Here is a 24,709-nt window from a genome sequence, read left to right as displayed (position 1 = left end):
CTGCCGACCGCCCATGCCGCCGCACGCCGACCCTGAATCCCGCACCGCCGTCGAGACCCATGCCGCCGTGCGCGCCGCCCTGTTCCTGGTGCTGGTGGGCATGTGCGCCGCGCTGCATATCTGGAAAGTCCCCCCGGCCCTGCCGCAGTTGCAGGCCGAATTCCACCTCAGCCTGGTGGAATCGGGCTTTCTGCTGTCGGCCGTGCAGCTTGGCGGACTGATCCTGGGCCTGCCGATCGCCCTGGTGGCCGAACGGATCGGCCTGCGCCGCTGCGTCCTGATCGGCCTGGCCATCCTGGCGGCCACTTCGATGCTGGGCGCCCTGCTGGACGCCAGCCTGCTGGTGCTGCTGTGCCGCGCCGCCGAGGGCCTGGGCGTGCTGATGGTGGCCATGCCGATCCCTTCGCTGATCCGCCGCCTCGTGCCGCCGGACCGGCTGAGCCGCATCATGGGCTTCTGGGGCAGCTACATGCCGCTGGGCACCGTGGTCATCCTGTTGACGGGGTCCTGGGTGCTGAGCCTGAGCAGCTGGCAGTTGCTGTGGTCGCTGCTGGCGGCGCTGACCCTGTGCTGCCTGCTGCTCACCGCGCGCCTCGTGCCGCCGGACCCCGCAGCCAACCCCGACCAGCCACGGCACTCCCCGATGCAACTGGTGCGTACGACGCTGGGGTCGCTGAACGTCTGGCTGGTGGCCCTGATCTTCGGCCTGTATGCGGGCCAGTGGATCGCGGTGATCGGTTTCCTGCCGACGATCTACGCCGCCCAAGGCGTCGGCGGCACCACGGCGGGGCTGCTGACGGCCATCGTCGCGGGCGTCAACGCGATCGGCAACCTGTCCGCCGGCCGCCTGCTGCATCGCGGGGTGCCCGGCTGGCAACTGCTGGTGGCGGGGCTGGCGACCATGATTCTGTGCGCCTGGGCGGCGTTTGGCGCCGGTCTGCCGGCATCCGGCCAGTTCGTGGCCGTGCTGATGTTTTCCATGGTGGGCGGCCTGGTGCCGGCCACGCTGTTCGTGCTGGGGCTGACCCTGGCGCCCAGCCCGCAGACGACGGCCCCGACCATCGGCTGGATGCAGCAAGGCTCGTCACTGGGACAGTTCGTCGGGCCGCCGGTGGTGGCCTGGGTGGTCAACCGGGCCGGGGGCGACTGGCAATGGACCTGGACTGCCACCGGCGCCTTCGCCGCCACCGGCATCGTCCTGGCGGTGCTGATCGGCCTGCGCACGCGGCCCCGGACGAACGGGGCCGGAGCAAAGCGCCCCTAGAGGATCGACGGGACGGGCAGGCCCGATTGGGCCCAGTCCACCGGCGCGACCACGGGCAGGACGCGGCTGGGACAGTCGGGATCGGCCAGATTCACCCGACGTTCCGGGATGGCGTGACTCCAGCGGATGGAATAGAAGATCTTGACCACGGGCAGCTCCGGCATGTCCGGATTCTGCTCCACCACCAGCCCCAGTTCACTCTGCGTCAGGCTGATGATGGACCCCAGCGGATAGCGCCCCACCGTGCGCACGAAAGCGCCCAGCACGTCCGTGTCGAACTGGCCCGAGGACTTCAGCATCTTGAACAGCGTAAAGGCCGGATCCCAACCTTTCTTGAAAGGCCGCGTCGTGGTGGCTTCGTCATAATAATTGCAGATGGCCGCCATCCGGGCCAGCAGGCTGGTGCTCTCACCGACCAGCCCGTCGGGAAAGCCCTTGCCGTCGACACGCTCGTGGTGATGCAGGCAGACGTCGATGATCTCGGGGGGCACGCCCGGATCCCGGCGCAGCACCTCGGCGCCGTTGCCCGGGTGCTGGCGCAGCAGTTCCTGCGGCGGCTGGATCGGACGACCGAGCTTGCCGGGCGCCTCGTCGGGATCGCGGACCTTGCCGATGTCGTGCAGCAGGCCGGCCATGCCGGCCAGGCGCACCTGTTCGTCGGACAGCCCCAGGGTCCGCGCCAGGGCGGTCATCAGCGCCGACACGGCCACGGAATGCGCGTAGAGATACTGGTCGGCGCGCTTGATGCGGGCCAGGCTGGTCAAGGCGTCCGGATGACCCTCGATGGAGTCGGCCATGTCCTGGACCAGGCCCTCGATCTGGCGCAGGTCGATCTTGCCCTCCAGTTCCGCGTCGGCGAACAATTGCTTCACCTGCTCCCGCGAGCCGTCGATGATGTCCTTGGCGTCGTCAAAGGCCTGCTGTTCGGGCGTGGCGGGGGGCGGCGCGGGCTCGGCGGCGTGCGTTTTGGCGGCGTGCGGCGCAGGCGCAACGGCAGCCGCGCCGCCGGCGGGCAGGTCGATGCCCCGGCTGGTGTCGATCAGCACCCATTCCAGCCTGGACGTCTGCAGCTTTTTCAGCTTGCGCTCGTTCTGGATCAGAAAACGCGAACGCCAGAAGGAATGCTCCAGAAAAGAGCCGCCCAGGTCATGCACGTACATGCCGACGCACAATTGGGACACGGGGACTTTTTTGATCATGCCTCAAGTTCCGGGAAACAGGCGGGAGCGGCGCATCACGCGGCCCCGGCGCCCTGCGGGTGATGGATGCCCGGCTCGTCGAGACCTTCCCAACGCGGTCCAGGCACGAAAATATCAAAAAACTCCAGGACGCGGCACACGGTGTGGTCGATCAGGTCGTCCAGCGTGGCCGGGCGCAGGTAGAACGCCGGCAGGGGCGGGAAAACCACCCCGCCCATCTCGGTCACCGCCGTCATATTACGCAGATGCGCCAGGTTGAAGGGGGTTTCCCGCACCATCAGCACCAGCCGGCGGCGTTCCTTGAGGGTCACGTCCGCCGCCCGCGTGATGAGATTGTCCGACAGGCCGTGCGCCACAGCCGCCAGCGTCCGCATGGAACAGGGCGCCACCACCATGCCGGCCGTGCGGAAACTGCCGCTGGCGAGCACCGCACCCACGTCGCGGAAGCTGTGGACGTGATCGGCCAGGGCATGCACGGCCTGACGGCCCAGGCCCAATTCGTGGCGGACGTTCAGCACACCGGACGGCGACATGACGAGATGGGTTTCCACCCCGCCGTGCGCGCGCGCAAGTTCTAGGATACGCGTGGCGTACCGGACGCCGGTCGCACCGCTGATGCCGACGACCAGCCGCTTGACCGGATCGGAGGCCCCCGTGGGGGAACTCACTCGATCGCCCCGGAGTCCTTCAGCAGTTGAGCCAGTTCACCGTTCTGGTGCATCTCGTTCATGATGTCGGTGCCGCCGACGAATTCGCCCTTGACGTAGAGCTGGGGAATCGTCGGCCAGTTGGCGTAGTCCTTGATGCCCTGACGGACCTCGGGGTCTTCCAGCACGTTGACGGTGACCAGCTTGGTCACGCCGGTTTCCTTCAGGATCTGGATCGCACGGCCGGAAAAGCCGCATTGCGGAAACTGGGCCGTGCCCTTCATGAACAGGACGACCGGATGGCCGGTGACCGTTTCACGGATGAAATTCTGGACTTCGGATTGGACTTCTTCGCTCATGGTGATCTCACTTTAAAACACCCCGGGTGACGCGTTCGATGCCGGACAGGTCCCGCTCGCTGGCGACGTCGGCAAATCCCCGGCTCAAAAACAGGGACCGGACGGCCGCCGCCTGATCCCAACCGTGTTCCACACACAGGGCTCCGCCCGGGGACAGATGATCCGGCGCGCCCTGCACGATGTCGCGCAAGGCCTGCAGGCCATCGGCCCCATCGGTCAGGGCACCCGGGGGTTCGAAGCGCAGATCGCCCAGCCCCAGGTGCGCGTCCTGCGCATCGATGTATGGAGGGTTCGAGACGATCAGATCGAAGCGCGCCGAACCCAGTTCTGTATCGTACCAATTCCCGTGTGAAAACCATAGTTGTGCCCCCAGGGCGCGTGCGTTCTTTCGCGCCACGTCCAGGGCCTCGGCGCTGAGGTCGGTCGCCCGCACGCACGCGTCGGGCCGCTCCAGGGCCAAGGTCACCGCCACGATGCCGCTGCCTGTGCCCAGATCCAGCACGCGGGGCGCGCGCACGGCCTGGATCGCCCGCAGGCCGCATTCGACCAGCAGCTCGGTGTCCGGCCGGGGGATCAACACCGCCGGAGAGACCTGGAAATCACGGCCGAAGAACTCCCGGCCGCCCAGGATGTAGGCGATCGGCTCACCCGCCAATCGACGCGCTTCCAGCGCCTGGTAGGCGGCGACGCGCGCCGGATCCAGCGGGTCGGCGTCATGCGCGATCAGCCAGGCGCGCGGCACGTCCAGCACCCGCTGCCACAGCAGATGCGCCTCCAGGCGCGGCAGCGGGCTGGCCGCCAGGGCGGCGCGCAGGGTCGTCGGCGCGCTCATGGCCGGCGGACGCCGTACACAGCCGCGCCGCGCCCGCGGTTCGAACGGGGATGCATGGCCTCAGTCCAGCGCCAGCGCGGCGAGCTGTTCGGCCTGGTGCTCGGCCAGCAAAGCGTCGGTCAGTTCGCCCAGGTCACCGTCCATCGTCTGCGCCAGCTTGTACAGCGTCAGATTGATGCGGTGATCGGTGACCCGCCCCTGCGGAAAGTTGTAGGTGCGGATGCGCTCGGACCGGTCGCCGGAGCCCACCAGGCTCTTGCGCTGGGCCGCCTCGCGGGCGTGGACTTCCTGCTGCTGACGGTCCTTCAGGCGTGCGGCCAGCACCTGCATGGCCTTGTCCTTGTTGCGGTGCTGAGAACGATCGTCCTGGCATTCGACCACCAGGCCGGTCGGCAGGTGGGTGATACGCACCGCCGAATCGGTCTTGTTGATGTGCTGCCCCCCCGCCCCACTGGCGCGGAAGGTGTCGATGCGCAGGTCATTGGGATTGATCTGGATGTCCGCCTGAGGGTCGGCCTCGGGCATCACCGCCACCGTGCAGGCCGAGGTATGCACCCGGCCCTGGGATTCGGTCTCGGGCACGCGCTGGACGCGGTGGGCGCCGGACTCGAACTTCAGCCGGCCGTAGACGCCGTCGCCCTCGATATGGGCGATGACTTCTTTGTAGCCGCCCAGTTCGGACTCGCTCTCGGACATCAGTTCCACCCGCCAGCCGCGGACTTCCGCATAGCGGGTGTACATGCGCAGCAAGTCGCCCGCGAACAGGGCGCTTTCATCGCCTCCCGTGCCGGCGCGAATTTCCAGGAAGACGCTGCGATCGTCGTCCGGATTCTTCGGCAGCAGCAGGATCTGCAGTTCGTCCTCCAGCGCCTCGATGCGCACATCGGCGCCTGCCAGCTCCTCCTCGGCCAGCGCCTTCATGTCGGGGTCCGACAACATGTCCCGCGCCGCATCCCGGTCATCGCACGCACGCTGCCAGGACTCGAAGACCCGCACCACGGGCTCCAGTTCGGCGCGCTCGCGCGTCCATTTGCGAAAGCGGTCCATGTCGTCGGCGCTGTCCGGCTCGGCCAGCAAGGCGTCGATCTCGGCCAGGCGGTGGCCGAGCTGTTCCAGTCGGCTGCGCATCGAACTTTTCATGGGGGAAGTTCCGGGAAATCACAAGAAAGCCGGAACCCGGCCCGCGCGGGGCCGGATCGGCACGAGGAAAGGGAGATCGCCGCTACCGGCGACGGGCGCCGGATTCGGGCAACAGGCGGGGCAGCAGCGACAACATCTGGTCGCGCTCGGCGCCTTCGCTGCGATTCAGCGCAGCCAACGGGCCGTGCATGTATTTGTGCGTCAGGCTGTGCGCCAGCAGTTCGAGCACGGCTTCGGGATCATCGCCCCGCGCCAGCAGCCGCCGGGCACGATCCAGTTCGGCCAGACGCAGGGCATCGGCGCTTTGCTGGTAGTCAATGATCGCCGGCACGATCTCGCGGTTGCTGAGCCAGTGCATGAAATGCCGCACCCGGGCCTCGATGATGGCTTCGGCCTGGACCACGGCGGCGCGGCGCGCGTCGGTGCCGGACTGCACCATGCGGCCCAGATCATCGACCGTGTACAGATAGACGTCGGCCAGGCGGCCGACCTCGGGTTCGATGTCGCGCGGCACGGCCAGATCGACCATCACCATGGGACGGTGGCGCCGCGTGCGCGCAGCCCTTTCGACCATCCCCAGACCGAGGATGGGCAAGGATGAGGCCGTACAGGAGACGACCACGTCGTATTCAGCCAGGTGATCCGGCAGCTCCGACAGTTTCAGCGTACGGGCGTCGAACTGGGCGGCCAGGGTCTCGGCGCGTTCCAGGGTGCGGTTGGCCACCGCGATCTGGCGCGGACGCACCGCCGCGAAATGGGTGGCGCAGAGCTCGATCATCTCGCCCGCGCCGATGAACAGGATGTTGCTACAGGACAGGTCCCCCAGCACACGTTCGGTCAGGCGCACGGCGGCGGCGGCCATGGACACCGAATGCGCGCCGATGGCCGTCTGCGAGCGGACCTCTTTGGCGACGGAGAAGGTACGCTGGAACAACTGGTGCAACAGGGTGCCCAGCGTGCCGGCCTGTTCGGCCGTGCGCACGGCGTCCTTCATCTGGCCCAGGATCTGCGGTTCGCCCAGCACCATGGAATCCAGGCCGCTGGCCACGCGGAACGCATGGCGCACGGCGTCGTTCTTCTGGTACTGATACAGATGCGGCGTCAGCAGGCCGGCTTCCAGGCGGTTGAATTCCGCCAGCCAGGCGGGCAGTTCCGGCGCGACGCCGGGATCGGCCGCACAGTAGATTTCAGTGCGATTACAGGTAGACAGGATGGCGGCTTCGCGCACGCCGCTGCCAAAGGTCGAGCGCAGGGCCGCCAACGCGGGCTGGACCAGATCGAGCGGAAACGACACGCGTTCCCGCACGGAAACCGGCGCGGAAACGTGGTTCAAGCCAAAGGTCAGGACGTCGACGGACATGCCCGCAAGAAGAAGTTGCACACGAAGATGGACTGTATTATAGGACGCCACGCGCGCTCAGGGAACGCCGACCGTCGTATTCAGGCCTCGTTGCCTGCACAGGATCAAATTTTCATGTATGATTCTGCGTCTTGGCCCGGTAGCTCAGTCGGTAGAGCAGAGGATTGAAAATCCTTGTGTCGGTGGTTCGATTCCGCCCCGGGCCACCAGAATTGCATCAGCCCTCGATTCCTATGGATTCGGGGGCTTTTTGCTGTCTGGCCCCAGGATCACGCGGTAAGCTTCGTATTCATCTGCACGACCGAGCCCGGCCTCATGGCGAACACCAAAGGAGTGCCTCATGCAACATCCTGAAGTCAAGGCGTTTCTTCACGCACCGTCCGGTACGTTCAGCTATGTCGTCTGGGACCCGGCGACCTTGAGTGCGGCCATCTTCGACAGCGTGCTCGATTACGACGATGCATCGGGGCGTACCGCGCACCACTCATCCGACGAGATCGTTTCCTTCGTCAAGGATCACGGTCTATGCACGTCGTTCATCATCGACACGCACGTGCATGCGGATCATCTGTCGGCCATGAAGCGGATTCAACGCCAGCTAGGCGGCAAGCTCTGTGCAAGCGAACACATCGGTGCCGTACAGAGCCACTTCGGCCGGCTCTTCAATACCGATGACCACTTCGCCTGCGACGGCAGCCAGTTCGATCACCTGTTCACGGACGGAGAGACCTACAGACTGGGCACGATCGAGGCCAGGGTCATCCACACGCCAGGCCACACCCCGGCATGCATGACCCACGTGATCGGTGACGCCGCGTTCGTGGGCGACACCCTGTTCATGCCCGACTCCGGGACTGCACGCTGCGATTTCCCGGGCGGCGATGCGGCAACGCTGTATCGGTCCATCCAGAAGATCTTCGCACTCCCGCCGAACACGCGGCTTTTCCTCTGCCACGACTACAAGAGCCCGGGGCGTGACGAATTCGTCTGCGAAACCACCGTCGCGGCGCAGCGGCGGGACAATATTCATATCCACGACGGCATCGGCGAAGCCGAGTTCGTCGCCATGCGCAGCCGGCGCGACGCCACATTACCGATGCCGAAACTCATTCTGCCCTCAGTGCAGGTGAACATGCGGGCCGGCCAGTTCCCGCCTGCCGAAGGCAACGGGGTGCATTACCTGAAGATACCGCTGAACGCGATTTAAGCGGGCACGCGCCACGGCGTAACATGGCAGCAGACGTCATGACAGCAGAACACATGATTGCAGACTTCGATCCCGACCTGGACAACACCAGCACGGCCATCGCACGCGTGCTCGCGGGCAGTCTGCAGGTGCTGGCCTTCCCCAGCGCCAGCCACGTCTATAACCCGCTGATCTATATGTGGCCGGCGCACCGCGAATACCTGCAGCGGTACGGCAGCCGACAGGGGCGGATCCTGCTGGTCGGCATGAACCCCGGCCCCTGGGGCATGGCGCAAACCGGCGTCCCCTTCGGCGAGGTTTCCATGGCACGCGATTGGCTGAAGATCGAAAAACCGCTGGGCGGCCCGCTGCCGGACCAACATGACAAATATCCGATCATGGGCTTTGCCTGCCGCCGCAGCGAAGGCAGCGGGGATCGCTTCTGGAACTGGGCGCAGCGACGCTTCAACGACCCGGCCCGGTTCTTCCAGGACATGTTCGTCTGGAACTACTGTCCCTTGCTGTTTCTGCGCAATAACCGCAACCTGGTCCCCGAACAATTGCACAAGGCCGAACGCGAGCCCTTGTTCGGCCTCTGCGACGCAGCACTGAATGCCGTCATTCACGCAATCCGCCCCCGCGTGGTCGTCGGGATCGGGCGGTTCGCCCATGGCCGCGCGCAGGCCATCGTGGGCGACAGCGTGCCCACGGCCTACCTGCTGCATCCCAGCCCGGCGAACCCCACGGCCAACCAGGGCTGGGCCGACATCGCAGACAAGACCCTGGCGCCCTGGGCGTGAGGTACGACGTTTCGCAGCGCCTGCTTTTCACGCCCATTGCCACCCAATCCCGTTGATCCGAAAAATGAGGGCCAATCAATGACGAGACCCGGCGGGGCGCGCCGGACGCCCCGGAAACCGCCCGCGCAATCACGGCTGCTGGTGCTCAACAAACCCTTTGACGTGCTGACCCAGTTCAGCGACGATCAAGGCCGCGCTACGCTCAAGGACTTTGTCGATGTCCCCGGCGTCTACCCGGCCGGGCGGCTGGACCGCGACAGCGAAGGCCTGCTCCTGCTGACCAACGACGGCCGCCTGCAGGCGCGCATAGCCGATCCCCGGCACAAGATGGCGAAAACCTACTGGGTGCAGGTCGAAGGCGAACCGACCGAGGCCCAACTGCAGCACCTGCGGACCGGTGTGGCGCTGAAGGACGGCCCCACCCTGCCTGCCCAGGCCCGCCTGCTGCCGGAACCGCAGCTCTGGCCACGCGATCCGCCGGTGCGGTTCCGCAAAAGCATCCCGACCGCCTGGCTGGAAATCACTATCCAGGAAGGCCGCAATCGCCAGGTCCGGCGCATGACGGCCGCCGTGGGACTGCCGACCTTGCGCCTGGTGCGGATCCGCATCGGCCCCTGGGGCCTGGAAGATCTGCCGCCCGGCGCCTGGCGCGAAATTAAGGATTCTTTACTTTAGACTTCACACTATCCCGTCTATGATGCTGAATGCAAAGTCTGGAAACAAATTTATCCAGGCCACCAGCCTTATGAACACTTCATTTTCACCTTATCGCCGCAGCCTGCTGGGCCTGATGGCCGGCGCCTGCCTGCCGTCGTATGCAGCCACCCGCCCCGTGTACGCCGTGCAGACGGAGCCGTCATTGGCGCACTGCACCGCCCTGCTGTACGCGGCCTTGCAGGCCAGCGGGTTGTCCGCGGATCTGGTCAACGCCCCCCATGCGACCGAAGAACGCAATCTGCACGAGATCACCGCCGGTCGCATCCACATCAATCTGCTGCCGGCCTCTCCCACCCGCCTGAAACGGGTGCAGGAAGGCCGTTTACGCATGATCCCCGTGCCGCTGGAGCGCGGCCTGCTGGGCTGGCGCACGCCCTTCGTGCTGGAAAGCCACGCAGCAAGGCTGAGCCATGTCCGCACGCTGGACGACCTGCGCACGCTGACGATCGGGCAAGGCTCCAGTTGGTGGGACGTGGAAATCTACCGCAAGGCCGGCATCACCACCCGCGAGGTCCAGGGCTGGCGCAATGGCGAATTCGCCGAGCAGATGCGGACCGGGGTGATCGACCTGTTTCCCATGGGAATGGAAGAGTCCCTGAGCTATTTCCTGCCGCACTTCCGGCGGCGCTATCCGCAACTCGCGCTGGATCAATTCCTGCTGCTGAAATACCCCTGGTACCGTTTTGTCTGGGTGTCTCCGCATCCCAGCGCCGATGCGCTGTACCAGGCGCTGCAAAAGGGTTTCGACATCATCTCCGAGAACGGCAAGTTCGAGTCCATCTGGTCGCAGATGCGCCAACTGCCGCCTGCAGAATCCTGGCAAAAACGCACCGTCATCAGTCTGGAAAATCCCTTTTACAGTCCGGATATCGTGCCGCCGCGCTACCGGCATCTGCTGCTGCAGCCGCACCTGTCGTAATGCCCGTCCAAAAACTCTACACGCGGTTCTTGCGCCAGCTATTACCACTGTTGGCCCTGGCCTATGTGCTGACCGCCGCCCTCACGACCGGGCTGTATTACCAGAACCAGCGCCTCACGGTCAGCAATCAGCGCAGCCAGACCCTGGACACCTTCGCGCACGTGCTGATCAAGCCGCTGTGGGACTGCAACAGCCTGACGGCGGAAGGCATTATTCAGGCGATGACGCTGCAGCCCAATGTGCGAGGGGTCAGCGCAATGGATCAATGCGCCCAGAAACTGATCCAGGCCGGCACACTGCCCGACAAAAACAGCAAAGACACCTTGAGCACGCCGCTTCAGTACGTGGATGAAACGGGCGCCGTCCACATGCTGGGAGAGCTGCAGGTGGCCTTTCGGCCCCTGTCGATCTTTACTGCGGTTTCCCGCAGCCTGGTGCCGCAACTGGCGGTCTTTCTGTCGATGCTGGCGGTGGTGCTGGCCTGCGCGCTGTGGACTTTCAGGCGCACCATCGGAGAGCCCCTCCTGCAGTTGTGCCAGGCCATGCATCGCCATCAGGCGCTGGACCCCATCCCCGCCGACTGGGCCGACGAGATTTCCGAAGTCACCCAGACCTACAACACCCAATTGCAAGAGCTGCGCCGCCAGGCCCGGCATGACCCGCTGACGGGCCTGGGCAACCGCCTGCTGCTGGAAGAACGCCTGGACCGCGTCAAACAAGCCGGTACGCAAGGCCATATCCTGCTGCTCGACCTGGACCGATTCAAACCCGTCAATGACACCTTCGGCCATGCCGCCGGAGACGAGGTGCTGCGGACGGTCGCGCAACGCCTGCTGGCCTGCGTGCGCGAACACGATACCGTGGTCCGCCTGGGCGGCGACGAGTTCGCCGTCATCGCACCCGACACCATCGAAGACTCGGCCGCGGACGCACTGGTCACCCGCATCACGCATGCCCTGACGCAGCCCATCCTCTGGCGGGACACCCCGATCTACATCACCCCCAGCATCGGACTGACGCGGTTCGGCCAGGACGACAGCGACAGCAACACCCTGCTGGCGCAGGCCGACGCCGACATGTATCGGGCCAAGGGGCTGACGCGCCACCGCCGGCGATACGACCCTGCGCCCAGTGATCCGCGGACACGCGAGTCCCGCTCATGACACGGCACCGATACCCCATCCAGGCGCAGGACGTCGAATTCACCGCCATCCGCGCTCAAGGCGCGGGCGGCCAGAACGTCAACAAGGTTTCCAGCGCCGTCCACCTGCGCTTCGACATCCATGCTTCCACGCTGCCCGAACCCGTCCGCGAACGGTTGCTGGGCCTGCGCGACCATCGCATCACGGCGGCGGGCATCATCGTGATCAAGGCGCAATCCAGCCGCAATCAGGCCCAGAACCGGCTGGAAGCGCTGGCGCGCCTGCAGGAACTGATTGACCGGGCCGGCGACGTCCCCGAAATCCGGCGCCCCACACGGCCCACGCAGGGGGCCAGGCGCCGACGTCAACAGGCAAAGACCGAACGCAGCGCCCTCAAGCAACTGCGCGCCAAGGTGTCGGAGGGGTGATCAAGGACGCTGCGCCAGCGCCCAGGCGACGTGTTCGCGCACCAGGGCGCTTTCGTGGTCGGCGCGGCTGAGCAGGGCGGCGCGCAATTCCCCGGCCTGTTCCGCATCGGCGTCGCGCAGCGCATTGCCCAAGGCCACGGCGATGTTGCGCAACCAGCGCTCATGATTGATGCGCCGGACCGGTCCGCCCTCGGTCAGTTTCAGGAACGTCGCCTCATCCCAGGCGAACAGTTCGACGAGCCGGCGGCCGACCAGCGGCGCGCGCTCGTCGAAATCAGGCAGTTCCGAGGTCTGCGCGTACTTGTTCCAGGGGCAGATCGTCTGGCAGTCGTCGCAGCCGTAGATGTGGTTGCCCATCAGAGGACGCAGCGCCTCGGGGATGGCGCCGTGATACTCGATGGTGAGGTAGGAAATGCAGCGGCGCGCGTCCACCACGCCGGGCGCCACAATGGCCCCCGTGGGACAGATGTCGATGCAGGCGGTACAGGTGCCGCAATGCGCACTCACCGGATCGGTCGGCTCCAGCGCGAAGTCCACGAAAATCTCGCCCAGGAAGAACATCGACCCGGCATCGCGCGAGAGCACCATGGAATGCTTGCCGCGCCAGCCCAGGCCGCTGCGGCTGGCCAGTTCCTTTTCCAGCACGGGCGCCGAATCGGAAAAAACACGGTAGCCGAACGGCCCGACCAGCGTCTCGATCCGGTCGCATAGTTTTTGCAGACGCGCGCGCACCACCTTGTGATAGTCGCGCCCCCGGGCGTAAAGCGACACCACCCCTTCGGCGGGATCGTCCAGCCGCGCAAGTTCGCGGGCTTGCCAGCCAGGCGCAGTCCGGCGCGGCAGATACGGCATGCGCGCGGTGATCACGCTGACCGTGCCGGGCACCAGTTCAGCCGGCCGAGCGCGCTTGAGGCCGTGCCGCTCCATGTAGTCCAGGTCGCCGTGAAAGCCCTGCGCAAGCCATTGCAACAGATACGGCTCGGCCGAGGACAGGTCCACCCCCGAGACGCCGATGTCGGAGAAGCCCAGTTCCCGCGCCCAGGCCCCGATCTGTTGATACCATGGATGACTGTTCCCGTTCATCGGGAAATTATAGGGAAATCCCCCTCTCTGTCCCACGGCCCGCCCCCCCTGGAGACATCGGCCATGCCACGGATCAAAGGCCGCGCATGCGCATCAGTTTCACTTCATCTTTCCGTCGTAAGATGCCCGGATGCGCATCCTTCTAATCGAAGACGACCCCTCGCTGGGTGATTCCCTGCAATCATGGCTGCGGATGGACGGCTACACGGTGGACTGGCTGCAACGCGGCGACCAGGCCTCGGCCGCACTGGCAACGCACGAATACCAGTGCATCCTGCTGGATCGTGGCCTGCCCGGCCTCGACGGCGACGCCGTCCTCCGGGCACTGCGCGCAACCGGGACGCCCCGCGCCCGCCTGCCGGTGATCGTGATCACCGCGCGCGACACACTGGCCGACCGTGTGCAGGGCCTGGACCTGGGCGCGGACGACTACCTGGTCAAGCCCTTCGACCTGGAAGAGCTGTCAGCCCGCGTGCGTGCGGCTCTGCGCCGGAGCGCAGCGCAGGACACCCCCGAACTGCGCCATGGCGCAGTGGCCCTCGACCCGGCCGCCAAGCGCGTGACGCTGGACGGCGCGCCGGTCACGCTCACTGCGCGCGAATTCGCCGTCCTGCACGCCTTGATGCGCCGTCCCACCCACATCCTGAGCCGCGCCCAACTGGAAGAAACGCTGTACGGCTGGAGCGAGGAGGTGGAGAGCAACGCCATCGAGGTCCACATCTACAACCTGCGCAAAAAACTGGGCAACCGGTTCATCGTGACGGTGCGCAATCAGGGTTACGGACTGTGCCCCGGATGAACTTTCTTCGATGGCCTTGGGTCCGACGCCGGCCCGATGGGCCTCCGGACGCCACGCCAGCGCATAGCGACTGGTCGTTGCGGCAGCGCCTGCTGCTGGCCGTGATGGGGACCAGCGTCGGCCTGTGGCTGACCAGCCTCGCCATCGTAGTCGGGGTGGCCTGGTTCGCCACCAGCGAAGTCTTCGACGACGCGCTGGAAGAAGGCTCGCGCCTGGTCCTGCAAATCGGCCTGCCGGGAGAGGCCGCCGGCGGCATCCAGGATCCCCGCGCACAGCGCAGCGACACGCTGAAGCTGCGCATGTACTACCAGCTCGTCGCGCCCGATGGCCGCGTGCTCCTGCGGGGCGAGGACACGCCGAAAACAGCCTTCCTGCCTGATGCTCGGCGCAAGACGATGGCCACGGTCCGGGCCGAGGGCGCGTTCTGGCGCGTGCACGTGCGCCCCGGCCCGGGCGGCGTCACCGTCCAGGTGGCCCAACCGATGGAGGAGCGCCTGGACCTGCTGGAGGAACTGGCCGAGAACCTGGCCTGGCCCGCATTGGGGCTGCTGGCGATGCTTGGTCTGCTGAGCTGGTTCCTGATCCGGCGCCTGCTGCGGCCGCTGGAGGACACGGCCATGCTCATCGACGTCAAGTCGCCGCATGACCTGACGCCCGTGCAGACGCCAAACCCGCCACGCGAACTGCAGCCTATCCTGGACGCGCTCAACGCGCTGCTGGCGCGCCTGTCTACGGCGCTGGACAGCGAACGGCGCTTCACGTCCGACGCGGCGCACGAATTGCGCACACCGCTGGCCGCGCTGCGCATGCGCGTGCAGCTCATCGAGCGCGAACTGCAACTGCCGAACGCCCACCTGCGTCAGTTGCGCGCCGATCTGGACCGCTGCACCGCATTGGTGGAGAGCCTGCTGGCGCTGGCCCGGCTGGAACCGCAGGCCGAACCCCTGGTGCGCGAGGACGTAGTCCTGGATGCCCTGCTCGACAACCTGAACATGGAAGCATCGGCCCCGGGCATCCGGATGGAGCGTGCCCTGGCGGTCCCGAAACTGCACGCGGCCCCCACGCTGCTGGCCAGCGCGCTGCGCAACCTGATCGACAACGCCGTGCGCTATGGCCGCGAAGGCGGCCGCGTCCGCATCGAGTCCTCGCGGCTGCCGTCAGGCGGCACGCGTCTGGCCGTGCGCGACGATGGCGCCGGTGTGCCGCCCGATCAGCGCGCGCGCCTGGGCGAGCGATTCTTCCGGGTGCTGGGCACCGAACAGACGGGCAATGGCCTGGGCCTGTCCATCGTGGCGCGCATCGCGGCGCTGCACGGCGCCACCCTGCGCTTTGAAGACGGGCTGGAGGGACAGGGGCTGGGCGTAGTCGTGGATTTCCCTCCAGATTGAAGTGAAGCGCATCAGATTGCCTTCAGGTTCACCCTGTCCAATGGTGCTACCCCGCGAATCGCGGATTCTCATGTTCTAACTGAAAAAGGAATCGCACCATGCGCCATACCGTATCCATCCTGACCGCCGCCGCCCTGGCCCTGGGCGCCACCACGGCCATCGCCCAGCAATCCGGCTACACGGGTCCCAGCAACGCCCCCAAAGCGGCCGTGCAGGGCAGCGACTCGGGGCCCGGCACTGCGCAACTGACGACGGTCAAGCAACTGCTCAGCACGGGCCGCGACGACCAGCCCGCCCGGCTGCAAGGCCGCATCGTCTCGTTCGAGGGCGACGAGCGCTACACCTTCGAAGACGCGACGGGCCGCATGATCGTGGAGATCGATGACGAGGATTTTCCGGCCGGACAGACCGTGAGCGCCGAACAACGCGTGGAACTGATCGGCGAGTTCGACAAGGGACGGACCCGGGACGAATTCGAAGTGGACCGCGTGATCCTGCTGCCCTGATCCCGACGGGGACACCCGTACGCCGGAAGCGGACGCAGACCGCTCTTCCTCCCCTCCTCCCGGATAACCGCGCAAGCGGACCGGCCTGATCGATAAGGAAATCGATGAATACTGAAGAAATCCGCGCCATCCTCACCATCTGCCTGCTGGCCTCATATGCCGACAACGACAAGCACGACCGCGAGCGCGAGCAGATCCGCCTGGTCGCGCAAGGACTGGCGGAAGACCAGCAGATCAACCTGCCTGGCCTGTACCAGGAGGTGCTGATGCACCGGGTGCAGTTGGCCGACGTGCTGCCGAAGCTGTCCAGCAGCGAAGCGCGCCAGCTAGCCTATGAAATGGCCGTCTGCGTCTGCGAAGCCGACGGCCGGACCAGCGCACCGGAACAGGCATTCCTCGCCCGGCTGCGCGAGGCACTCGGCCAGGCGCCGACGGCATTCGACACACAGGCCGACGCGCTGGCGGCCGCGCCGTTGCGAACGGCATCCATGGCGACTCCAGAAACGGCGGCGGGCGCAGACGCGCCGCAGCCGGCCGCACTCGACGCGCCATCCGGCACGGCCGCGCAACGCCGTCCCGGCACGCTGCCGTCGGAGGTCATGGACCGCAAGATCCTCAACGCGTCGATCCTCAACGGCGCCATTGAACTGCTGCCCGAGAACCTGTCCACGCTGGCCATCATCCCGCTGCAAATGCGGCTGGTCTACCAGATCGGCCAGAGCCATGGCTACGAGCTGGACCGCGGCCACATCAAAGACCTGCTGGCCACCCTGGGCGTGGGCCTGACGTCGCAGTACCTGGAACAGGCGGGCCGCAAGCTGCTCGGCAGCCTGCTGGGCAAGGGCATCCTCGGCGGGCTGGGCCGCCAGACAGTCAGCAGCGGCATGAGCTTCGCCTCCACCTATGCGCTAGGCCACGTCGCCAACCAGTACTATGCCGGCGGCCGCGCGCTGAATACGCAGATGCTGCGCGACGCTTACCAGCACGTGATGGCGGACGGCCGCCAGATGCAGGACCAGTACCTGCCGCAGATGCAGGCAATGTCGCGCGGCCTGAACACTGCCAGGATCCTGCAAATGGTGCGCGGGGGCTGATCGCCGAAAAGAACGGACCGCCGGATTTCACGACGAACGGCCTGATTGATTCACACCCCGGTGGCGAGCCTGGCCATGACCACGATGATGGCGATCTGCATGACGCCCTGGCTGGCCACCACGTAATAAAACCGGCTCATCATGCGGCCGATTTTCGGACCGTCCGGGACGGGTTTGCGCACTTCGAGACACACCCGCACGCTGGTCGGCAGCAGATAGCCCAGCCCCTGGATCGTCATCAACGTCACCAGGACCAGCGCCGCGGCGATCCAGCCGAACTGCGGCCAGGGCAACTGCGTGAGTCCGAGCTGCACCGCCAAGAACCAGCCCGCCGTGCTCGTCATGATGGACAAGGTCGGCATCAGGAACAGGGTGACCGGGGTCAGCCGGATGATGATTTCCTTGCGCACCGGCACCGCCACACTGCGGATGATCGGTCCGATGACGAATCCCATGAACAGGTCGATCCCGGTCCACAGCACACCGCTCATGACGTGGACCCAATCGAGGAACCAGATGTTCCCGGCGAAAATGGCCGTCACCAGGACAATGAGCGCCGCCGCGACAAACCAAAGGTAGTGCCATCGAATGAAATCCGGCTGGGCGCCCGGGGGCGAAACAAGCGATGCATCCATAGATCCTCCGCTGTCTGAATGCCGTCGGTGTGGGCATCTTCTGCAGCATCGGGCGGCCGGTAAATTTTAAGCCTGAATGTTTTGGGACGGAACAGGGGGATGGTCGTTTTTTGGGGAGGCTTGACCCGTCGACGTGGATAGGCTTTGATCGGAGCGCGCCTGAACAGTGACGCTTGCGCTTGCCACGATGGCAAGGTTTACGCTCCTTCGATCATTCAGTTCCAGGAGTCCAAAATCATGCGTATCCGATCGATCTCCGCCCTCTCGGCGCTTCTTCTCGCCTCCACGGCGCATGCCCACAACGACGCGGCGCACGACATGGGTGCGATGGCGGCACACGCGCAGACCGCCCGCATCATCGAGATCACCATGGACGACACCATGCGTTTTCTGCCCGACCAGATCGAGGTGCAGCCCGGCGAGACGGTGCGACTGAAGATCCACAACGCCGGCAAGCTGCCCCATGAAATCGTTCTGGGAGAGATGGGAGAAATCCTGGCGCACGCCGAGGAAATGCGCGCACACCCCGACATGCCGGCGCATCACGAGACCAATGCCCTGGCACTGGATCCGGGTCAAAGCGGGGAGCTGTCCTGGACGTTTCCGCACCACGGCATGCTCGATTTTGCCTGCACGATTCCAGGCCACTTCGAGGCCGGCATGAAAGGCCGGTTCGTGATCGGGTAGGCGCCGCTTGGCGGGTGCGTGCCGACGGTGGAACAATAAAGGTTCCGGGCCATGCCGGCCGGATTGCACCGAGGAACAGGATCATGATCATCAAGGCTTACGGCGCCCACGCGGGCAATCTCCCCCTCGAACCCCTAGACATCACCCGCCGTGCTCCGGGCGCGCACGACGTACGCATCGACATCGCCTATTGCGGCGTCTGCCATTCGGACCTGCACCAGGTGCGCGCCGAATGGGCGGGCACCATTTATCCCTGTGTGCCGGGCCACGAGATCGTGGGTCGCGTCTCGGCCGTGGGCGCGCAGGTGTCCCGCCACCGGGTCGGCGACTTGGTCGGCGTGGGCTGCATCGTCGAGAGCTGCCAGCACTGCGCCGAATGCGACGACGGGCTGGAGAACTATTGCAACCATATGGTCGGCACCTACAACGCCCCCACGCCCGATGCGCCCGGCCACACCTTGGGCGGTTATTCGCAGCAGATCGTGGTGCACGAGCGCTACGTGCTGCGCGTCCGCCATCCCGAGGCGCAACTGGCCGCCGTGGCGCCGCTGCTGTGCGCGGGCATCACCACCTATTCGCCGCTGCGCCACTGGAAGGTAGGCCCGGGCCACAAAATCGGCGTGGTCGGCATCGGCGGCCTGGGCCACATGGGCATCAAGATCGCGCACGCCATGGGTGCGCACGTGGTGGCCTTCACCACCTCGGAATCCAAACGCGCGGCGGCCAAGGCATTGGGTGCGCACGAAGTCGTGGTGTCCCGCAACGCCGACGAAATGGCCGCGCACGCCCAGAGCCTCGACTTCATCCTCAACACCGTGGCGGCGCCGCACGATCTTGATGCATTTTTTGCCCTTCTCAAACGCGACGGCACGATGACGCTGGTCGGTGCGCCGGCTTCGCCGCACCCTGCGCCTGCGGTGTTCAACCTGATCATGAAGCGCCGCAGCCTGGCCGGCTCGATGATCGGCGGCATCCCGGAGACGCAGGAAATGCTGGATTTCTGCGCCGAACACGATATCGTCGCGGACATCGAGATGATCCGCGCCGACCAGATCAATACGGCCTACGACCGGATGCTCAAGGGCGACGTGAAGTACCGCTTCGTCATTGATTGCGCCTCGCTTGCGGCCTGAACGGCCGGAACCGGGTCAGGCCACCGCCCGCAGCCACGCCAGCAGGTCCGCCGGAGGACTGCCGGCCTGCACGGGCTGGGGCGATAGCAGGCAATACTGCGAGCCGTCCTCGACGAAACCGAGTGGCGCGGCCAGCACGCCGCTGTCCAGATCGTCGCGCACCAGATGCCAGGGACCGATCGCCACGCCCAAGCCGGCCACGGCCGCCTGCAAGCTGAAATAGAAGTGGTCGAAGGTCTGCCCCGGCACATCCGGAACCGTCCGGCCGCTGGCCGCAGCCCATTCACGCCACGCGCCCGGCCGGGTGCGGGTGTGCAGACGCGGCGCGGCCGCCCGCAGCGTGACGGCACCCTTTTTCGACGACAGCCAGCCCGCCGCCTTGTCCGGCCGGCACACCGGACCGACCCGCTCTGCGAACAGAGACTCGGCATGCATCGCGTCAGGCCGGGGAAAATCATCGCGGCGGATGGCCAGGTCGATCCCGCCATCAAAAGAAACCGGGCCGCCGCCGGCCACCAGGTGCACGTCGATCCCCGGATGCCGGGCCTGGAAATCCGACCAGCGTGGAATCAGCCAGCGCATCAGCAGCGTGGGTTCGCAGGACAGGACCCACCGTTGCGACTGGCGGACGCTGGCGCGCAATTCACCCACGGCCTGCCGCATCAGATCGAAGCCGCCGCCCACCGCACGAGCCAGGGTGCGACCGGCATCCGTGAGATACACGCGCCGGCTGCGCCGCTCGAACAGCGGCACGCCCAGTTCGTCTTCGAGCAGGCGCACGGCGCGGCTGACCGCGCCATGGGTCAGGTGCAGCTCAGCGGCGGCCCGGCTGAAGTGTTCCAGACGGGCCGCCGCCTCGAAGCAGCGCAGCGCCAGCAGGGATGGCAGGCGCTCATGTGAGAATGGTGAATTCAATTCACCATCACAGTCAGAAAACATCGTTATTCACCACACGCTTTCGTGAATACCATAGCCTCATTCCATCATCGTTTCATCGATTCCCTCAGGATACGCCATGACCGAACTGATAGCCGTCATCACCATCACCTTGCTGGCCGTCATCAGCCCCGGACCGGACTTTGCGATGGTCACGCGCAACAGCCTGCTGCTGTCACGCCGCGCAGGCGTGCTGACCGCCCTTGGCATCGGCCTGGGCGTGCTGGTGCACGTCACCTATACCCTGGTCGGCGTGGGTCTGCTGATCCAACAGTCTCTGTGGCTGTTCAATGCCATCAAGTTGGCGGGCGCGGCCTACCTGATTTACCTGGGCGTGAAGATGCTGCGCGCGCAGCCCCGCGGCGCATCCGCCGATCATCATGTCACGCCGCTATCGGATGGAGCGGCGCTGCGCACCGGCTTCCTCACCAATGCGCTGAATCCGAAGGCCACGGTGTTCATCGTCAGTCTGTTCATGCAAGTGGTGCGGCCCGACACGCCGCTGGCGACGCAGATCGGCTATGGCGCGTTCATTTCCGTGGCGCATATCGCCTGGTTCAGCCTGGTAGCCACGTGCTTCTCGGCGAACGCCGTGCGCGATCGGCTGCTGGCCGTGCGCCATTGGATCGACCGCGCATTCGGCGGACTCCTGGTCGGTTTCGGGGTGCTGTTGGCGATCGCCCGGGGATCACGCTGACCGCTCCAGCCCCCGCTTCTCGAACCAGTGATGCGCATAGGGGTTGGTGTTGTACGCCGCGATCTCTGCATAGCCATTGCGCGCGTACAGCGCGCGGGCTTCGGCGAGACTGCGGTGCGTGTCCATGCGCAGCACGTCCACGCCGGCGTCGACGGCACGTGCTTCCAACGCTTCCAGCAGGCGCTGGGCGACGCCCAGGCCCCGGGCGGACGGAGCGACCCACATGCGCTTGATTTCGCCGCAACCGCCGTCCTGGATCTTGAGCGCCCCGCAACCCACCGGAGCGCCCTCCAGCCGCGCGATCAGGAACCACCCCAAGGGAGGCACCAGCTCTTCGGGACTGGCGGACACGGTCAGCGCGGGATCGAAGCCCTCGTCGAAGCGCGCCTGCAGTTCCTGGAAATAGGTATCGATGCAGGCACGCGCCTCGTCGCCATAAGGATCGGCGATTTCGATGGTCACGGCCGAGGCGCGCAGGAACCGTTCCACTTCGGCCATGGCGGCCAGCAGCCGCTCGCGCTGCGCCGCCCCGAGCGGCGCCAGCAACGAGGCCGCCATGCGCCTGGACCGCTCATCGAGCGACCCCCATGCCCGCCGTCCCTTGGCGGTCAGGGCAGCCCTGCGCACGCGCGCGTCCTGCGCATCCGGCTTCAGCACGATCAGTTTCGACGTTTCCAGCGCGCGCAGCATCCGGCTGAGATAGCCCGAGTCCAGTCCCAGGCGCGCGCGCAGATCGCGCACCACGGCGCCGTCCGGGCCGATCTCGTACAACAGCCGCGCCTCGCCCAGCGGACGGCCGGTGCCCAGGTAATCATCGCTCAGCACGCCGATCCGGCGGGTGAACGACCGGTTGAAACAGCGCACTTGCCGGAGTTGGTTTTCGTCCATGATCGACTCGCGTTCCCAGATATCTGACTTTAGTCAGATATCTAGAGGAAATCAATGGGCGGATACGGTGTCGCAACAGCGCTCGAAAACGGCCTACGTCAACAGCCTCGACAACGCGGCGCTGATCCGGCCCGCCACGACCTTGAGCCAGGGCGAGGCATCGACCGAGCGGCACAAGGATTCTTCCCAGACGTAGGCCGCCTGGACAGCCCGGTAGGCCAGCCACGGAAAGGGCTCCGGCTCCCATCGGCGCAAGGCCCGCCTCGGAGAGACGTCCGAAAAGACCCAAGGCATCCGCGTCAACTCTGTCTCTCGCTCCAGAATCAGGTCGGCCAGCGTCCTGCCGAAAAGGTTGGACGCACCGACTCCGCCGCCGCCATAACCCCCAGCCGTGGCGATCCCAGAACGCCGATCGCACACCGCATGCGGCGCAAAGCGTCTCGCCATACCCATGGTGCCGCCCCACCCGTGCGTGACGCGCACGCCGCTCAAGGCCGGAAACAACTCCACCATCAGTCGCTTCCGCAGTGCGGACTCAGGCCCCTCCAGCGAGAAATCGTCGCGCGGCCGGGCGCCGAACCGATAGCCGCCGCGCGCGCCGAAAATCAGGCGTCCATCCGCGGACCGCTGGCCATAGGTGATGAGCCGCCCCCCGTCGCTGAAAGCGGGACGGCTCGCCAACCCCACCTCGTCCCATTGCGCCTCGCTCAACGGCTCGGTCGCGATGATCTGGCTCTGCACGGGCAGCACCGTTCCGGCCAGGCCATGGATCGAACCCCCATAGCCCTCCAGCGCCGGGACGATCCATTGCGCACGCACGGCGCCTCGGGCGGTCAGCACGGTTTTCCCCTGTATGGCGTCTACGCGCGTCCGCTCGTAAATCGACACTCCACGCCGTTCGACGGCCTGCGCCAGCCCCCTGACCAGTTCTCCGGGACTCACGACCGCGCAATGCGGCGAAAAGATCGCGCCGTAGGGCCTGTGCATGCGCACCTGCTGATTGAGTTCCCCCGCGTCGAGCCAGCGGTAATCGTCCTCGGCATGCCCGGCCCGGCGCAGGCGGTCCAGATGCGCGCGCACCAGAGGCAATTGTTCGGGATAGCGCGCAGCCGCGAACAACACCCCGCCCTGTTTGAAGCCGCACTCGATGTGTTCCCGTTCCAGAACCGCCCGGACCTGGTCCACGATGCCATGCAGCAAGCGGTAGCCGGTCTCGCGTCGTTCAGCCGGCTGGCTCGAAAGATACATGTCCTCGCCGGCCATGCTGCCCTTGAGCCAGCCGCCGTTGCGGCCCGATGCGCCGAACCCCGCCGTCTCGGCCTCCAGAACCGCGACCGACAGAGACGGCGCCAGGGTCTTCAAGTAGTACGCCGTCCAAAGACCGGTATAGCCCGCGCCCAGGATGGCGACATCCACCTCGATCGGCCCCGGCAGGGAAGGCCGCGCCCGCACGTCCTGGCCCAACATGTCGAACCAGAAACTCACCCCTCGATAATCATCCATCGCTTTCGTATGCCCCACCCGATGACAGGTTCGAAACACCGCGCCGCAGCACGCCGGCGACCGGGCGCGCGCTCTCCGCGTCCATCATAGGGGGGCGCATGCGCAGAAGGTAATGTCCATTCTGGAAATTTCCACATACCACTCCCAGGATTGGTATCTTCGATACTTCCATAATGGCCCTTTTGTGTAATCCAGTAGAACGGTTTAATGGGTCCCAGGCTGGACAAAAATCACAGAAGCACAAGCCAGGAGGCAAACCATGTCGGACATGACGAAGACACAGAAGGCCCTGCGCACTGCGGCGGCCATCAGCGCCTTTTCTCTTTTCAGTGTCGGCGCCAGCGCCGCCGACCTCACCATCGCGTCCTGGGGCGGCGCCTACCAGAAAGCGCAAAGCGAGGCGCTGTTCGTCCCGGCCGCCAAGGCGCTGGGCATGGACGTCAAGCAGGCCACCTACAACGGCATGTCCGATGTGCGCCTGCAAGTGCAGACGGGCGCCGTCACCCTGGACATCGTGGCCAGCGGATCCGGCAGCGCCGCCCGCGCGGGCGCCGAGGGCCTCCTGGAGCCTCTGGACTACCAGGTGATCGACGTCTCGCACTTCTACCCGACGATGAAGTCCAAATTCTGCGTGGGCGGCGACGTCTTCTCCAACGTCTTCGCCTGGAACACAGAAAAATACGGCAAGGACGGCCAGCCCGGCCCCAGGACCTGGGCCGATTTCTGGGACGTCAAGAAATTCCCGGGCAAACGCGCCTATCGGGGCGGCGTGGCCGGCTCGCTGGAACCGGCGTTGATGGCCGACGGCGTGCCGCCCGACCAGGTCTATGCGGTGCTCTCTTCGAAAGGCGGGATCGAGCGCGCCATCAATAAAATCCGTCAGCTCAAGCCCAACATCGCAGTCTGGTGGTCTTCCGGCGCCCAGCATGCGCAACTGATGAAGGACGGCGAAGTCGACATGGCCACCGGATGGAACGGCCGCTTCGACGACATCGCCAAGCATGGCGCCAAGGTGACCTATTCCTTCGACCAGGGGCTGCTCGATTACGACTGCTTCGCCATCCCCAAGGGCGCGCCCCACAAGGATGCGGCGATGAAGTTCCTGGCCGAGATCAGCAAGGCCAAGTACCAGGCGGGCCTGACCCAATACATCACCTACGGCCCGACCAACAAGGACGCCTATTCCGGCGGCCTGATCAGCGACGCCGTGGCCAAGACCCTGCCCTCGTCCCCGGCCAACGCCGCCCTGCAGATCCCCCTGGATATCGAGTGGTACGAGAAATTCGAGAAGCAGGCCGCCGCGCTGTATCAGGACATGATGTTGGAGTAGCATCCCCGCAGGGGCGGCGGCCGGCGAGGCGCCCGCC

The 24,709-nt window shown here is 66.0% G+C and carries 26 protein-coding genes and 1 tRNA gene; 16 read left to right on the top strand and 11 right to left on the bottom strand.

Features of this window, described 5'->3' with window-relative positions; translation table 11 throughout:
- Nucleotides 1–13 precede the first annotated feature (13 nt).
- Entirely contained in the window at nt 14–1,264 is a 1,251-nt protein-coding gene (locus tag ACFO0J_RS05785) for an MFS transporter (protein WP_376812108.1), read from the top strand.
- Here ACFO0J_RS05785 and ACFO0J_RS05780 read toward each other — a convergent pair.
- The 6 genes from ACFO0J_RS05780 to hemA all read right to left on the bottom strand — a co-directional run bounded on the left by ACFO0J_RS05780 (nt 1,261) and on the right by hemA (nt 6,801).
- On the bottom strand, nt 1,261–2,463 hold the full coding sequence (locus tag ACFO0J_RS05780; RefSeq protein ID WP_376812107.1) for an HD-GYP domain-containing protein: 1,203 nt from the start codon (nt 2,461–2,463) through the stop codon (nt 1,261–1,263). The two genes, ACFO0J_RS05785 and ACFO0J_RS05780, sit on opposite strands and share 4 nt — an antisense overlap.
- A gap of 35 nt (nt 2,464–2,498) precedes the next feature.
- Nucleotides 2,499–3,131: a UbiX family flavin prenyltransferase gene (locus tag ACFO0J_RS05775; protein ID WP_376812106.1), complete on the bottom strand. Its 633-nt coding sequence runs from the start codon at nt 3,129–3,131 to the stop codon at nt 2,499–2,501.
- Nucleotides 3,128–3,469, bottom strand: coding sequence for a Grx4 family monothiol glutaredoxin (gene grxD / locus ACFO0J_RS05770; protein WP_376812105.1), 342 nt, complete (start codon nt 3,467–3,469; stop codon nt 3,128–3,130). Before grxD ends, ACFO0J_RS05775 begins: the two co-directional genes overlap by 4 nt.
- A 7-nt stretch (nt 3,470–3,476) precedes the next feature.
- Nucleotides 3,477–4,301 carry a peptide chain release factor N(5)-glutamine methyltransferase gene (prmC, locus tag ACFO0J_RS05765; protein ID WP_376812104.1) on the bottom strand — a complete coding sequence of 275 codons (825 nt, stop codon included), beginning with the start codon at nt 4,299–4,301 and terminating at the stop codon, nt 3,477–3,479.
- A 60-nt stretch (nt 4,302–4,361) separates the two neighbouring features.
- On the bottom strand, nt 4,362–5,441 hold the full coding sequence (gene prfA / locus ACFO0J_RS05760; RefSeq protein WP_376812103.1) for a peptide chain release factor 1: 1,080 nt from the start codon (nt 5,439–5,441) through the stop codon (nt 4,362–4,364).
- Between the two features lie 82 nt (nt 5,442–5,523).
- Nucleotides 5,524–6,801, bottom strand: a complete 1,278-nt coding sequence (gene hemA / locus ACFO0J_RS05755) for a glutamyl-tRNA reductase (protein WP_376812102.1) — start codon at nt 6,799–6,801, stop codon at nt 5,524–5,526.
- A gap of 133 nt (nt 6,802–6,934) precedes the next feature.
- On the opposite strand from hemA, the gene ACFO0J_RS05750 reads away from it, so the two are divergent.
- The 7 genes from ACFO0J_RS05750 (at nt 6,935) to arfB (ending at nt 11,993) form a co-directional block, all read left to right on the top strand.
- A tRNA-Phe gene (locus ACFO0J_RS05750) sits at nt 6,935–7,010 on the top strand.
- Nucleotides 7,011–7,141: 131 nt separating this feature from the next.
- On the top strand, nt 7,142–8,008 hold the full coding sequence (locus ACFO0J_RS05745; protein ID WP_376812101.1) for an MBL fold metallo-hydrolase: 867 nt from the start codon (nt 7,142–7,144) through the stop codon (nt 8,006–8,008).
- Between the two features lie 38 nt (nt 8,009–8,046).
- Nucleotides 8,047–8,787 carry a uracil-DNA glycosylase family protein gene (locus ACFO0J_RS05740; protein ID WP_376812100.1) on the top strand — a complete coding sequence of 247 codons (741 nt, stop codon included), beginning with the start codon at nt 8,047–8,049 and terminating at the stop codon, nt 8,785–8,787.
- 78 nt (nt 8,788–8,865) lie between these two features.
- Entirely contained in the window at nt 8,866–9,462 is a 597-nt protein-coding gene (locus ACFO0J_RS05735; RefSeq protein ID WP_376812099.1) for a pseudouridine synthase, read from the top strand.
- A 70-nt stretch (nt 9,463–9,532) separates the two neighbouring features.
- Nucleotides 9,533–10,423 carry an amino acid ABC transporter substrate-binding protein gene (locus tag ACFO0J_RS05730; protein ID WP_376812098.1) on the top strand — a complete coding sequence of 297 codons (891 nt, stop codon included), beginning with the start codon at nt 9,533–9,535 and terminating at the stop codon, nt 10,421–10,423.
- Nucleotides 10,423–11,586 (top strand): diguanylate cyclase domain-containing protein, encoded by a 1,164-nt coding sequence (locus tag ACFO0J_RS05725; protein ID WP_376812097.1) that lies wholly within the window; start codon nt 10,423–10,425, stop codon nt 11,584–11,586. The genes ACFO0J_RS05730 and ACFO0J_RS05725 overlap by 1 nt, the downstream gene beginning before the upstream one ends.
- Complete coding sequence (gene arfB / locus ACFO0J_RS05720) at nt 11,583–11,993, top strand: alternative ribosome rescue aminoacyl-tRNA hydrolase ArfB (RefSeq protein ID WP_376812096.1); 411 nt, start codon at nt 11,583–11,585, stop codon at nt 11,991–11,993. The genes ACFO0J_RS05725 and arfB overlap by 4 nt, the downstream gene beginning before the upstream one ends.
- On the opposite strand, the gene queG is transcribed toward arfB, so the two are convergent.
- Complete coding sequence (gene queG / locus ACFO0J_RS05715; protein WP_376812095.1) at nt 11,994–13,076, bottom strand: tRNA epoxyqueuosine(34) reductase QueG; 1,083 nt, start codon at nt 13,074–13,076, stop codon at nt 11,994–11,996.
- A gap of 130 nt (nt 13,077–13,206) precedes the next feature.
- Here queG and ACFO0J_RS05710 point away from each other — a divergent pair, with 130 nt between their 5' ends.
- From ACFO0J_RS05710 to ACFO0J_RS05695, 4 genes are all read left to right on the top strand, one after another.
- Nucleotides 13,207–13,875, top strand: a complete 669-nt coding sequence (locus ACFO0J_RS05710) for a response regulator transcription factor (protein WP_376812094.1) — start codon at nt 13,207–13,209, stop codon at nt 13,873–13,875.
- A complete protein-coding gene (locus ACFO0J_RS05705) occupies nt 13,872–15,263 on the top strand; it encodes an ATP-binding protein (protein ID WP_376812093.1) in 1,392 nt (463 codons plus the stop codon). Before ACFO0J_RS05710 ends, ACFO0J_RS05705 begins: the two co-directional genes overlap by 4 nt.
- 98 nt (nt 15,264–15,361) lie before the next feature.
- On the top strand, nt 15,362–15,769 hold the full coding sequence (locus tag ACFO0J_RS05700; RefSeq protein ID WP_376812092.1) for a YgiW/YdeI family stress tolerance OB fold protein: 408 nt from the start codon (nt 15,362–15,364) through the stop codon (nt 15,767–15,769).
- Between the two features lie 104 nt (nt 15,770–15,873).
- The gene (locus ACFO0J_RS05695; protein ID WP_376812091.1) at nt 15,874–16,863 is read left to right on the top strand and encodes a YcjF family protein; all 990 of its coding nucleotides are present in this window, start codon (nt 15,874–15,876) and stop codon (nt 16,861–16,863) included.
- A 50-nt stretch (nt 16,864–16,913) separates the two neighbouring features.
- Here the strand turns inward: ACFO0J_RS05695 and ACFO0J_RS05690 are convergent, their stop codons facing one another.
- A complete protein-coding gene (locus ACFO0J_RS05690; protein WP_376812090.1) occupies nt 16,914–17,498 on the bottom strand; it encodes a hypothetical protein in 585 nt (194 codons plus the stop codon).
- Nucleotides 17,499–17,735: 237 nt separating this feature from the next.
- On the opposite strand from ACFO0J_RS05690, the gene ACFO0J_RS05685 reads away from it, so the two are divergent.
- Both ACFO0J_RS05685 and ACFO0J_RS05680 read left to right on the top strand, forming a co-directional pair.
- Entirely contained in the window at nt 17,736–18,185 is a 450-nt protein-coding gene (locus tag ACFO0J_RS05685; RefSeq protein WP_376812089.1) for a cupredoxin domain-containing protein, read from the top strand.
- An 83-nt stretch (nt 18,186–18,268) separates the two neighbouring features.
- On the top strand, nt 18,269–19,318 hold the full coding sequence (locus tag ACFO0J_RS05680) for an NAD(P)-dependent alcohol dehydrogenase (RefSeq protein ID WP_376812088.1): 1,050 nt from the start codon (nt 18,269–18,271) through the stop codon (nt 19,316–19,318).
- Between the two features lie 15 nt (nt 19,319–19,333).
- On the opposite strand, the gene ACFO0J_RS05675 is transcribed toward ACFO0J_RS05680, so the two are convergent.
- Complete coding sequence (locus ACFO0J_RS05675) at nt 19,334–20,257, bottom strand: LysR family transcriptional regulator (RefSeq protein WP_376812087.1); 924 nt, start codon at nt 20,255–20,257, stop codon at nt 19,334–19,336.
- A 76-nt stretch (nt 20,258–20,333) separates the two neighbouring features.
- On the opposite strand from ACFO0J_RS05675, the gene ACFO0J_RS05670 reads away from it, so the two are divergent.
- A complete protein-coding gene (locus tag ACFO0J_RS05670) occupies nt 20,334–20,951 on the top strand; it encodes a LysE family transporter (protein ID WP_376812086.1) in 618 nt (205 codons plus the stop codon).
- Here the strand turns inward: ACFO0J_RS05670 and ACFO0J_RS05665 are convergent.
- A complete protein-coding gene (locus tag ACFO0J_RS05665; protein ID WP_376812085.1) occupies nt 20,943–21,839 on the bottom strand; it encodes a bifunctional helix-turn-helix transcriptional regulator/GNAT family N-acetyltransferase in 897 nt (298 codons plus the stop codon). The genes ACFO0J_RS05670 and ACFO0J_RS05665 overlap by 9 nt on opposite strands.
- Before the next feature lie 93 nt (nt 21,840–21,932).
- The gene (locus tag ACFO0J_RS05660; protein WP_376812084.1) at nt 21,933–23,342 is read right to left on the bottom strand and encodes an NAD(P)/FAD-dependent oxidoreductase; all 1,410 of its coding nucleotides are present in this window, start codon (nt 23,340–23,342) and stop codon (nt 21,933–21,935) included.
- A 259-nt stretch (nt 23,343–23,601) separates the two neighbouring features.
- On the opposite strand from ACFO0J_RS05660, the gene ACFO0J_RS05655 reads away from it, so the two are divergent.
- Nucleotides 23,602–24,672, top strand: coding sequence for an ABC transporter substrate-binding protein (locus ACFO0J_RS05655; protein WP_376812083.1), 1,071 nt, complete (start codon nt 23,602–23,604; stop codon nt 24,670–24,672).
- Nucleotides 24,673–24,709 lie beyond the last annotated feature (37 nt).

The sequence above is a fragment of the Castellaniella hirudinis genome (genome assembly GCF_042651965.1).
GTDB lineage: Bacteria > Pseudomonadota > Gammaproteobacteria > Burkholderiales > Burkholderiaceae_B > Castellaniella > Castellaniella hirudinis.
Note: the sequence above shows the minus strand (reverse complement) of the source record. Positions and strands in the feature narration are given on the sequence as shown.

Bases quoted from the DNA above. Each gene is read 5' to 3' on its own strand.
- ACFO0J_RS05785 (WP_376812108.1), top strand. From the start codon at position 14: ATGCCGCCGCACGCCGACCCTGAATCCCGCACCGCCGTCGAGACCCAT.
- ACFO0J_RS05780 (WP_376812107.1), bottom strand. From the start codon at position 2,463: ATGATCAAAAAAGTCCCCGTGTCCCAATTGTGCGTCGGCATGTACGTG.
- grxD (WP_376812105.1), bottom strand. From the start codon at position 3,469: ATGAGCGAAGAAGTCCAATCCGAAGTCCAGAATTTCATCCGTGAAACG.
- prmC (WP_376812104.1), bottom strand. From the start codon at position 4,301: ATGAGCGCGCCGACGACCCTGCGCGCCGCCCTGGCGGCCAGCCCGCTG.
- prfA (WP_376812103.1), bottom strand. From the start codon at position 5,441: ATGAAAAGTTCGATGCGCAGCCGACTGGAACAGCTCGGCCACCGCCTG.
- hemA (WP_376812102.1), bottom strand. From the start codon at position 6,801: ATGTCCGTCGACGTCCTGACCTTTGGCTTGAACCACGTTTCCGCGCCG.
- ACFO0J_RS05745 (WP_376812101.1), top strand. From the start codon at position 7,142: ATGCAACATCCTGAAGTCAAGGCGTTTCTTCACGCACCGTCCGGTACG.
- ACFO0J_RS05740 (WP_376812100.1), top strand. From the start codon at position 8,047: ATGACAGCAGAACACATGATTGCAGACTTCGATCCCGACCTGGACAAC.
- ACFO0J_RS05735 (WP_376812099.1), top strand. From the start codon at position 8,866: ATGACGAGACCCGGCGGGGCGCGCCGGACGCCCCGGAAACCGCCCGCG.
- ACFO0J_RS05730 (WP_376812098.1), top strand. From the start codon at position 9,533: ATGAACACTTCATTTTCACCTTATCGCCGCAGCCTGCTGGGCCTGATG.
- ACFO0J_RS05725 (WP_376812097.1), top strand. From the start codon at position 10,423: ATGCCCGTCCAAAAACTCTACACGCGGTTCTTGCGCCAGCTATTACCA.
- arfB (WP_376812096.1), top strand. From the start codon at position 11,583: ATGACACGGCACCGATACCCCATCCAGGCGCAGGACGTCGAATTCACC.
- queG (WP_376812095.1), bottom strand. From the start codon at position 13,076: ATGAACGGGAACAGTCATCCATGGTATCAACAGATCGGGGCCTGGGCG.
- ACFO0J_RS05710 (WP_376812094.1), top strand. From the start codon at position 13,207: ATGCGCATCCTTCTAATCGAAGACGACCCCTCGCTGGGTGATTCCCTG.
- ACFO0J_RS05705 (WP_376812093.1), top strand. From the start codon at position 13,872: ATGAACTTTCTTCGATGGCCTTGGGTCCGACGCCGGCCCGATGGGCCT.
- ACFO0J_RS05700 (WP_376812092.1), top strand. From the start codon at position 15,362: ATGCGCCATACCGTATCCATCCTGACCGCCGCCGCCCTGGCCCTGGGC.
- ACFO0J_RS05695 (WP_376812091.1), top strand. From the start codon at position 15,874: ATGAATACTGAAGAAATCCGCGCCATCCTCACCATCTGCCTGCTGGCC.
- ACFO0J_RS05690 (WP_376812090.1), bottom strand. From the start codon at position 17,498: ATGGATGCATCGCTTGTTTCGCCCCCGGGCGCCCAGCCGGATTTCATT.
- ACFO0J_RS05685 (WP_376812089.1), top strand. From the start codon at position 17,736: ATGCGTATCCGATCGATCTCCGCCCTCTCGGCGCTTCTTCTCGCCTCC.
- ACFO0J_RS05680 (WP_376812088.1), top strand. From the start codon at position 18,269: ATGATCATCAAGGCTTACGGCGCCCACGCGGGCAATCTCCCCCTCGAA.
- ACFO0J_RS05675 (WP_376812087.1), bottom strand. From the start codon at position 20,257: ATGTTTTCTGACTGTGATGGTGAATTGAATTCACCATTCTCACATGAG.
- ACFO0J_RS05670 (WP_376812086.1), top strand. From the start codon at position 20,334: ATGACCGAACTGATAGCCGTCATCACCATCACCTTGCTGGCCGTCATC.
- ACFO0J_RS05665 (WP_376812085.1), bottom strand. From the start codon at position 21,839: ATGGACGAAAACCAACTCCGGCAAGTGCGCTGTTTCAACCGGTCGTTC.
- ACFO0J_RS05660 (WP_376812084.1), bottom strand. From the start codon at position 23,342: ATGGATGATTATCGAGGGGTGAGTTTCTGGTTCGACATGTTGGGCCAG.
- ACFO0J_RS05655 (WP_376812083.1), top strand. From the start codon at position 23,602: ATGTCGGACATGACGAAGACACAGAAGGCCCTGCGCACTGCGGCGGCC.